This window comes from Pluralibacter sp., assembly GCF_019237635.1.
Classification (GTDB): domain Bacteria; phylum Pseudomonadota; class Gammaproteobacteria; order Enterobacterales; family Enterobacteriaceae; genus Enterobacter_B.
In genome coordinates this window covers 1-8915 of record NZ_JAFAGS010000085.1, presented here as the reverse complement: position 1 = coordinate 8915, position 8915 = coordinate 1, and the positions used below count along the sequence as shown (strand labels likewise).

General features: G+C 56.3%; 9 protein-coding genes and 6 tRNA genes. 7 read left to right on the top strand and 8 right to left on the bottom strand.

Annotated features, from left to right (window positions below; all coding sequences use genetic code 11):
• From zipA to JO226_RS10470, 3 genes are all read left to right on the top strand, one after another.
• On the top strand, nucleotides 1–847 hold an 847-nt coding region (gene zipA / locus JO226_RS10480; protein ID WP_293562841.1), incomplete at its 5' end, for a cell division protein ZipA.
• A gap of 70 nt (nucleotides 848–917) precedes the next feature.
• Nucleotides 918–2933: an NAD-dependent DNA ligase LigA gene (gene ligA, locus JO226_RS10475; RefSeq protein ID WP_293562839.1), complete on the top strand. Its 2016-nt coding sequence runs from the start codon at nucleotides 918–920 to the stop codon at nucleotides 2931–2933.
• A 1-nt stretch (nucleotide 2934) separates the two neighbouring features.
• Nucleotides 2935–3153 carry a DUF3820 family protein gene (locus tag JO226_RS10470; protein ID WP_293562838.1) on the top strand — a complete coding sequence of 73 codons (219 nt, stop codon included), beginning with the start codon at nucleotides 2935–2937 and terminating at the stop codon, nucleotides 3151–3153.
• On the opposite strand, the gene JO226_RS10465 is transcribed toward JO226_RS10470, so the two are convergent.
• Complete coding sequence (locus JO226_RS10465; RefSeq protein WP_293562837.1) at nucleotides 3150–4148, bottom strand: bile acid:sodium symporter family protein; 999 nt, start codon at nucleotides 4146–4148, stop codon at nucleotides 3150–3152. The genes JO226_RS10470 and JO226_RS10465 overlap by 4 nt on opposite strands.
• Nucleotides 4149–4237: 89 nt before the next feature.
• Between JO226_RS10465 and JO226_RS10460 the strand changes: the two genes are divergently transcribed.
• Nucleotides 4238–5164, top strand: coding sequence for a LysR family transcriptional regulator (locus JO226_RS10460; RefSeq protein ID WP_293562836.1), 927 nt, complete (start codon nucleotides 4238–4240; stop codon nucleotides 5162–5164).
• Here the strand turns inward: JO226_RS10460 and JO226_RS10455 are convergent.
• The 5 genes from JO226_RS10455 to JO226_RS10435 all read right to left on the bottom strand — a co-directional run bounded on the left by JO226_RS10455 (nucleotide 5155) and on the right by JO226_RS10435 (nucleotide 6024).
• Nucleotides 5155–5502, bottom strand: coding sequence for a FlxA-like family protein (locus tag JO226_RS10455; protein WP_293562834.1), 348 nt, complete (start codon nucleotides 5500–5502; stop codon nucleotides 5155–5157). The genes JO226_RS10460 and JO226_RS10455 overlap by 10 nt on opposite strands.
• Before the next feature lie 123 nt (nucleotides 5503–5625).
• Nucleotides 5626–5701: transfer RNA gene (locus JO226_RS10450), tRNA-Lys, on the bottom strand.
• Between the two features lie 4 nt (nucleotides 5702–5705).
• Nucleotides 5706–5781: transfer RNA gene (locus JO226_RS10445), tRNA-Val, on the bottom strand.
• A gap of 46 nt (nucleotides 5782–5827) precedes the next feature.
• Nucleotides 5828–5903, bottom strand: a tRNA-Val gene (locus JO226_RS10440).
• Between the two features lie 45 nt (nucleotides 5904–5948).
• Nucleotides 5949–6024 (bottom strand) — tRNA-Val (locus JO226_RS10435).
• Between the two features lie 245 nt (nucleotides 6025–6269).
• Here JO226_RS10435 and gltX point away from each other — a divergent pair.
• Nucleotides 6270–7685 (top strand): glutamate--tRNA ligase, encoded by a 1416-nt coding sequence (gene gltX / locus JO226_RS10430; protein WP_293562832.1) that lies wholly within the window; start codon nucleotides 6270–6272, stop codon nucleotides 7683–7685.
• Between the two features lie 52 nt (nucleotides 7686–7737).
• Here the strand turns inward: gltX and JO226_RS10425 are convergent, their stop codons facing one another.
• On the bottom strand, nucleotides 7738–8133 hold the full coding sequence (locus JO226_RS10425; RefSeq protein WP_293562830.1) for a YfeC-like transcriptional regulator: 396 nt from the start codon (nucleotides 8131–8133) through the stop codon (nucleotides 7738–7740).
• Nucleotides 8134–8139: 6 nt separating this feature from the next.
• The gene (locus JO226_RS10420) at nucleotides 8140–8496 is read right to left on the bottom strand and encodes a YfeC-like transcriptional regulator (protein ID WP_293562828.1); all 357 of its coding nucleotides are present in this window, start codon (nucleotides 8494–8496) and stop codon (nucleotides 8140–8142) included.
• Nucleotides 8497–8715: 219 nt separating this feature from the next.
• Here JO226_RS10420 and JO226_RS10415 point away from each other — a divergent pair.
• Nucleotides 8716–8791, top strand: a tRNA-Ala gene (locus tag JO226_RS10415).
• Between the two features lie 40 nt (nucleotides 8792–8831).
• Nucleotides 8832–8907: transfer RNA gene (locus JO226_RS10410), tRNA-Ala, on the top strand.
• The last annotated feature ends 8 nt before the right edge of the window (nucleotides 8908–8915 follow it).

Here is an 8915-nt window from a genome sequence, read left to right as displayed (position 1 = left end):
CGTAGGTGAGGTTCGCGTTCACCGGGTGACCCCTGCCCATAACGCACCCTCCGGAGAGCATGATGCTCCCCGCCAGGCGCCGCAGCACCAGTACCAGCCGCCTTATGAGCGTCAGGTACAGCAGCCAGCGCGTCCTCCTCATGAGGAACCTGCGCAACGCCAGGCGCCGGTACAGTCTGCGCCTGCGCAGCAGCCGGTGCCTCAGCCGCCTCAGCATGCGCCAGCGCAACCTGCCGCGCCGCAGCCGCAGTATCAACAGCCGACGGTGCAGCAGCCATCCACTCAGCCGCAGCCGGTGCAACAACAGCCTGTCGCCGCCCAGCCTGCCGTTTCGCAACAGCCTGTTGCTCAACCGCAGTCGGTCGCGCCAGCGCAGCCTGCCGCGCCGCAGGCAGAGCCTGAACCTCAGGTGGAGAAGCCTGAGCGCAAAGAAACCGTTATCGTGTTGAGCGTTGCTGCGCATCAGGGGTCGCAGATTAACGGCGAACTGCTGCGCAACAGCATCGAGCAGGCGGGTTTTACCTTCGGCGATATGAATATTTATCATCGCCATCTGAGCCCTGGCGGCGGTGGTCCTGCGCTGTTCAGCCTGGCGAATATGGTGAAACCTGGCACGTTCGACCCGGAAAACATGGCCGACATGGCGACGCCGGGCGTGACTATTTTCATGCAAGTGCCGTCATACGGTGACGAGCTGCAAAACTTTAAGCTGATGCTGCAATCGGCGCAGTATATTGCGGATGAAGTCGGCGGCGTCGTGCTTGACGACCAGCGCCGGATGATCACGCCGCAGAAGGTGCGTGAATATCAGGATCGCATCCGTGAAGTGAAAGACGCCAACGCCTGATCGTGCTGGATTGTCGCCACGTTTCCTGAACCCCCGCCTGTCGGGGGTTTTTTATCACTGATGGTGGGATATGGAACCAATCGAACAACAATTAACCGCGCTGCGAACCACGCTTCGCCATCACGAATACCTCTACCACGTCATGGACGCGCCGGAGATCCCGGATGCGGAATATGACCGTCTGATGCGCGAACTGCGCGAGCTTGAAGCCAGACACCCGGAACTGGTAACGTCCGATTCACCGACCCAGCGCGTGGGGGCTGAGCCGTTGGGCGCCTTCAGCCAGGTCCGTCATGAGATCCCGATGCTATCGCTGGATAACGTCTTTGATGAAGACAGTTTTCTGGCGTTCAACAAGCGCGTTCAGGATCGGCTGAAAAGCAGCGATAAGCTGACCTGGTGCTGCGAGCTGAAGCTGGATGGTCTGGCGGTAAGCATCCGGTACGAAAATGGCCTGCTGGTGCAGGCGGCAACCCGTGGCGACGGCACCACAGGGGAAGACATCACCGCCAACGTCCGCACCATTCGCGCTATCCCGCTGAAGCTGCGCGGCGACAATATCCCGGCCCGGGTTGAAGTTCGTGGCGAAGTGTTTTTGCCGCAGGCCGGTTTTGAGAAGATTAACGACGAAGCCCGTCGCACCGGCGGCAAAGTGTTTGCTAACCCGCGTAATGCGGCGGCGGGCTCGCTGCGCCAGCTCGACCCGCGCATCACGGCAAAGCGACCGCTGACGTTCTTTTGCTATGGCGTCGGCATTCTGGAAGGCGGGGAACTGCCCACGAGTCATCTTGGTCGTCTGCAGCAGTTTAAATCCTGGGGGTTGCCGGTCAGCAACCGCGTCACACTGTGCAATACCCCTGAGGACGTGCTTGCTTACTATCGCAAGGTTGAAGAGGATCGCCCGACGCTCGGTTTCGATATTGACGGTGTGGTCATCAAGGTTGATTCCCTGGAACTGCAGGAGCAGTTGGGATTTGTCGCCCGTGCGCCGCGCTGGGCCGTGGCGTTCAAATTCCCCGCGCAGGAGCAGATGACCTACGTGCGCGACGTCGAGTTCCAGGTCGGTCGTACCGGCGCGATAACCCCGGTCGCCCGTCTTGAGCCGGTGCAGGTGGCTGGTGTGCTGGTGAGTAACGCTACGCTGCACAATGCCGATGAAATCGAACGTCTGGGGCTGCGGATCGGCGATAAGGTGGTGATTCGTCGCGCAGGCGACGTTATCCCGCAGGTGGTGAACGTCGTGCTGTCCGAACGTCCGGACGATACGCAGGAAATTGTCTTCCCGACGCATTGCCCGGTGTGCGGCTCGGACGTTGAGCGCGTGGAGGGCGAGGCGGTGGCGCGTTGTACGGGGGGGCTTATCTGCGGCGCCCAGCGTAAAGAATCGCTTAAGCACTTTGTTTCGCGTCGCGCGCTGGACGTCGAGGGGATGGGCGATAAGATAATCGACCAGTTAGTGGAAAAAGAGTATGTACTCACACCGGCTGACCTTTTCCGTCTGACGGCGGGCAAGCTGACCGGGCTCGATCGCATGGGGCCGAAATCCGCGCAGAACGTGGTGAACGCGCTGGAGAAGGCGAAAGAGACCACCTTCGCCCGTTTCCTTTACGCGCTTGGGATCCGCGAAGTCGGCGAGGCGACGGCGGCAGGTCTGGCGGCGCACTACGGCACCCTTGAGGCGCTGATTGCCGCGAGCATTGATGACCTGCAAACAGTGCCGGATGTCGGTATCGTGGTGGCGACTCACGTCTTCAACTTCTTTGCCGAAGAGAGCAACCGCGAGGTGATTCAGCAATTGCTTGCTGAAGGCGTCCACTGGCCAGCGCCGGTGGTGGTGAAGGCTGAAGAGATAGACAGCCCGTTCGCCGGGAAAACGGTGGTGCTGACCGGCAGTCTTAGCCTGCTGTCCCGTGATGATGCGAAGGCGCGTCTGGTGGCGTTGGGGGCGAAAGTGGCGGGCAGCGTGTCGAAGAAAACCGATCTGGTGATTGCCGGTGAGGCGGCAGGCTCGAAACTTGCGAAGGCGCAGGAGCTGGGTGTTGCCGTTATCGATGAGGCGGAAATGCTGCGTCTTTTAGGGGAGTAAGGTGGAAAAAGAGCAACTGATTGAGATAGCCAATACAAAGATGCCCTTTGGCAAATACAAAGGCCGGATGCTGATTGATTTGCCGGAAGAGTATCTGCTGTGGTTTGCCCGTAAAGATGAGTTTCCTGCGGGTAAGCTCGGCGAGTTAATGGCTGTCGCTTTGCTTATCAAAACCGAGGGGCTGAGCCATTTGGTCCAGCCCCTGAAACGTCGGCGTTAAGCTTTCGCTTCGCGGGCGGCGTCTTTTGCCTGCAATTGTTCGGTCTGGCGCTTATAGCGACGCGCCAGTACCGCACACACCATCAGCTGGATCTGATGAAATATCATCAGCGGCAGCACCATCATCCCCAGTACCGAGGTGGGAAACAGAATATTGGCCATCGGTATCCCGTTTGCCAGGCTCTTTTTCGACCCACAGAATACAATCGTGATTTCATCAGCTTTGCTGAAACCGCATCTGCGCGCCACAAAAACGTTGATCGCAATAACGATTGCCAGCAGCACCAGGCTGACCACGACAATAAACAGCAGCGAGCCGACGCCCACCTTATGCCAGATGCCGTTCACCACCGCCTCGCTGAAGGCGGAATAGACCACCAGCAGAATAGAGGTCTGGTCTGTTTTGCCTATCCATTTCTTGTGGCGTGCGACCCACGCGCCTGTCCATGGACGAGAAAGATGCCCAAGCACAAATGGCAACAGCAGTTGCAGCATGATTTTCCCGACCTGTTCAAGGCTGCCCCCGGCGCCGTGCAGGTTCATCAGCAGCCCAACCAGCAGCGGGGAGATGAAAATCCCCAGCAGACTGGACGCTGATGCTGAGCAGACGGCGGCAGCGACGTTGCCGCCAGCAAGGGAAGTAAACGCAATGGCCGATTGTACCGTGGCGGGCAAAATGCAGAGGTAAAGGAAACCGCTATACAGCAGCGGATCAATATTGACCGGCGCCCAGTGAGCAAACAGTACGCCCAGTATCGGGAACAGCACGAATGTGCTGCACATGACCCACAAATGCAGTCGCCAGTGGCTTCCACCAGCGATAATCGCCTCCCTGGACAACTTGGCGCCGTGCATAAAAAACAGCAGGGCGATGGCCGCAGTGGTGAGACCTTCAAAGAAAGGGACAAAACTACCGCGCGCCGGGAACAGCGAGGCCAGCAGAACGGTGGTTATCAGCGTAAGCGTAAATGGGTCAAGAATGCGCAACAGTTTCATAGAGACTCCAGTAAAACGATATAGCTATTGTGCGTTGTCCAGTTTGAGAAATAAAATTGATTTATTGCATCCATTCATGAATTAAAAAGATGAATTACTCTCTGCGTCAGTTAAACGTCTTTATTACCGTTGCGCGGGCGAAAAGCTTCAGCCGGGCAGGGGAGATGATTGGTCTGAGCCAGTCGGCAGTCAGCCACAGCGTAAAAGAACTGGAGCGCCAGACGGGAGTGAAGCTGCTCGATCGCACGACACGCGAAGTGGTGCTGACGCCCGCAGGTGAACAGCTGGCGGTGAGGCTTGAGCGGTTGCTTGATGAGCTCAATAGTACGCTGCGCGAGGCCGGGCGGGTCGGTCAACAACTCAGCGGGACGGTGCGGATCGCCGCCAGTCAGACTATCTCGGCGCATCTGATTCCACAGTGCATCGCCCACAGCAATCAGCGCTACCCGGAGATAGCTTTTGTACTGCACGACCGACCGCAGCAGTGGGTGCTGGAGAGTATCCGTAAGGGGGATGTTGATTTCGGCATCGTTATCGATCCGGGGGCGGTAAGCGATCTACAGTGCGAGACTGTACTTTCAGAGCCGTTTTTCCTGCTGTGCCGTAATGACCATGCCTTTGCCCAGGCATCCAGTGTGGCCTGGCAGGCGTTGCAGGGGCAAAAGCTGGTGCTTCAGGACTATGCGTCGGGGAGCCGTCCGCTGATTGATGCGGCGCTGGCGCATCAGGATATTGAGGCGATAATCGTGCAGGAGATAGGCCATCCGGCGACGCTGTTTCCGATGGTGGAATCCGGCATTGGCATCAGCATTTTACCTGCACTGGCGCTACCGATGCCTCAGGGAAGCAGGTTGTCGGTGAAGCGGTTGACGCCGGTTGTTGAACGGCAACTGATGCTGGTGCGGCGTAAAAATCGCTCGCTCTCCGCCGGCGCAGAGGCGCTATGGGAAGTGGTTCGCGAGCAGGCGCAACAGTTAACTGCCGCGCGCGTTGGCGATCCGCTGTATCAGATATAGACGTCTATCTGATGGTTGTCGGAGGGGGCGTTCGCCCCGGCAGGTCTGATAGCGCTTTGCGTCTGCTGTTGCTGGTCTTTTTCCGCCTGCTGGCGCTGAAGCTGCGCCAGTTGAGCCTCCAGCATGGTTATCTGCTCCTGAATTAACTCAGCCTGTTTCTGTTTATCTTCTGCGCTACCGCTGCTGTCTGCAATGCTCTTAAGCTGCTGAGTCAGTTTGATGATTTGCTGGGTTATACGGGTGATTTGGGAACCCATGTCGTTACCCTGGGGTTCCGCAGAGCTGCTGGTGCTTTGCAGCCCAGGCGCTGACGAAGAGGGAAGTGAAATTGCCGCCATGATGAACTCCTTTCAATCCAGAAAACAGAGTTATCGGCAGTAGCGCAGAAGTCTTGAATGAGAGATAAAATGAGAGATAAATTGCAGATAGCAAAAAAGCGCCTTTAGGGCGCTTTTTTACATTGGTGGGTCGTGCAGGATTCGAACCTGCGACCAATTGATTAAAAGTCAACTGCTCTACCAACTGAGCTAACGACCCGAAGTGGTGGGTGATGACGGGATCGAACCGCCGACCCCCTCCTTGTAAGGGAGGTGCTCTCCCAGCTGAGCTAATCACCCACTTCGGTACTTCATTGTTTGATAAGAAATTCAGCTGGCGAGAAAGTGGTGGGTGATGACGGGATCGAACCGCCGACCCCCTCCTTGTAAGGGAGGTGCTCTCCCAGCTGAGCTAATCACCCACTTCTCGATTTCTTATCTACACGGCGGAGACTACATAAAGTAGTTGGTGGGTGATGACGGGATCGAACCGCCGACCCCCTCCTTGTAAGGGAGGTGCTCTCCCAGCTGAGCTAATCACCCCCGCTGTGTGGAGTCGCATTATAGGGAGAGTTGAAAATGAGTCAACGCCTTTTCTAAAGTTTTTGTTTGTTCGTCGTAAAATTAAACAAAACGATCGCGAAACAGACGATAGCGCATGATTTCTAAACAAAAACGCGTTTCGGGGGCAACAACATTGAGGATTCAGGCGGGAGTGATAGAATGTTGCGGTTCATTTTTTCCAGCATTTGCCGGTTGTCGGCATCTTTATAACGTAAGGCCATTTAATGAAAATCAAAACTCGCTTCGCGCCAAGCCCAACCGGCTATCTGCACGTCGGTGGTGCGCGTACTGCTCTCTATTCCTGGCTTTTTGCTCGTAACCACGACGGTGAGTTCGTGCTGCGTATTGAAGACACCGATCTTGAGCGTTCCACACCGGAAGCTATTGAAGCCATCATGGATGGTATGAACTGGCTGAACCTGGAATGGGATGAAGGCCCGTATTTCCAGACGAAACGTTTTGATCGCTACAACGCGGTTATTGATGAGATGCTGGAAGCAGGCACCGCCTATAAATGTTACTGCTCCAAAGAGCGTCTGGACGCGTTGCGTGAAGAGCAGATGGCGAACGGTGAAAAGCCGCGTTATGACGGCCGCTGCCGCCACGGTCATGAACACCATGCCGCCGATGAGCCTTGCGTCGTGCGTTTTGCTAACCCGCAGGACGGTTCTGTGATTTTCGATGACCAGATCCGTGGTCCTATCGAGTTCAGCAACCAGGAGCTCGACGATCTGATCGTCCGTCGTACCGACGGTTCCCCGACCTACAACTTCTGCGTTGTGGTTGACGACTGGGATATGGAAATCACCCACGTTATCCGTGGTGAAGACCATATCAACAACACGCCGCGCCAGATCAACATCCTGAAAGCGCTGAACGCGCCGGTACCGGTGTACGCGCACGTCTCGATGATCAATGGCGACGACGGCAAAAAACTCTCCAAACGTCACGGTGCGGTCAGCGTGATGCAGTACCGCGATGATGGTTACCTGCCGGAAGCGCTGCTCAACTATCTGGTGCGTCTGGGCTGGTCCAGCGGCGACCAGGAGATTTTCAGCCGTGAAGAGATGATCTCGCTGTTCTCGCTTGGGGCCGTCAGCAAATCAGCCAGCGCGTTCAATACCGACAAGTTGCTGTGGCTGAACCATCACTATATTAATACCCTGGCGCCAGAGTACGTCGCGACCCACCTGCAGTGGCACATCGAGCAGGAAAATATCGACACGCGTACCGGGCCGCAGCTTTCTGAGCTGGTGAAACTGCTGGGCGAGCGCTGCAAGACGCTGAAAGAAATGGCGGCAAGCTGCCGTTACTTCTATGAAGAGTTCGACGAGTTTGATGCCGATGCCGCGAAGAAACATCTGCGTCCGGTTGCCCGTCAGCCGCTGGAAGTGGTACGTGATAAAATTGCCGCCATCAGCGAATGGACCGCAGAGAACGTGCACCACGCGATTCAGGCAACGGCGGATGAACTGGACGTCGGAATGGGTAAAGTGGGGATGCCGCTGCGTGTCGCCGTTACCGGCGCGGGCCAGTCACCAGCGCTGGATGTCACCGTGCATGCTGTTGGTAAAACCCGCAGCGTAGCGCGAATCAACAAAGCGCTGGCATTTATTGCAGAGCGCGAAAACCAGCAGTAATCGATTAAATCAGACGTTGATAACAAGCGGCAGGTGAGAACCTGCCGTTTTTTTATGCGCTCTCGTTGGTTATCTCAAGGCGGCGCAGAAAACCACTCAGGCCTTCGCGAACCAGCAGCAGGTGGAGATGCTGTTGTTCGTCCGGTGTCATCATGGATAACGTATCGGTTATTTTCCGCCAGACGGGTTCCAGTTCAGGGGATGCATAGTGTGGTTCCGGCTCTGCCAACTGCCACGATAACGAAAGATGGCGCAGCTTAGGCGTCGTCGATAAAAACTCCCTGACGTTCTGGTCGATATGGATAAGCCTGGCGCGGCCCCCTTTTACACCCGGAATCGGTTCGGTTACCCAACCCTGTTCGCGGATCCAGCGGTTGATTGTCTGCTTGGCCATGCCGACACAGTGAGCCAGCTCCTGAGTGGTCATCTTGCTGTGAAGTATTTTCATCGTGGTTTATGCCCGAATACCCAGACGGAGAAGTAACCCTGAAATTCCCTCGCGCAGTAGCAGGGAAGTGAGTTGTTTTTGCTCGTTGGCGGTCATCTCTTTGGCAAGCGTCAGTAGCAGGGCATCGAAGCTGTCATCGACAACGACATTATGCAGAGTTCTTCCGGCTTCAGACGCTCTCTGCGCGCTATGGATAAACGCACGCACCTGTTCGTTAACGTGAACCAGACGCGCCTTGCCTCCCTGCACGCCGGGGCGGGGCGAGGTCTGCCAGCCTTCCTTGCGCACCCATTTATTGATGGTTTGCCGGCTATAACCGGTAAGGTGAGCGAGTTCCTCTGGGGTCATTCGTTCCTTGAGCATGCTATTTCCTGAATACTAGTGTGGGAATTAGTGATTCATGTTATAGCATCATTTTACGTGAAAACGTGATGCGTTTAACTCCTGCTTGCGAGAAGGTTCGCAATGTCAGTCAGTTGTTTGCTTTTTCAGCGATTGAAGTGGCGGGGATCATTTTGCCGTTGACACCTGGCAAGGGAATTCATATTATGCCGCCCGTCAACACGACACGCTTTACGTTACGGGGCTATAGCTCAGCTGGGAGAGCGCTTGCATGGCATGCAAGAGGTCAGCGGTTCGATCCCGCTTAGCTCCACCAAATCCTGCTCCCATCAGGTTTGGTTCGTAAAGATGACTGTGGGGCTATAGCTCAGCTGGGAGAGCGCTTGCATGGCATGCAAGAGGTCAGCGGTTCGATCCCGCTTAGCTCCACCAAAATTCAG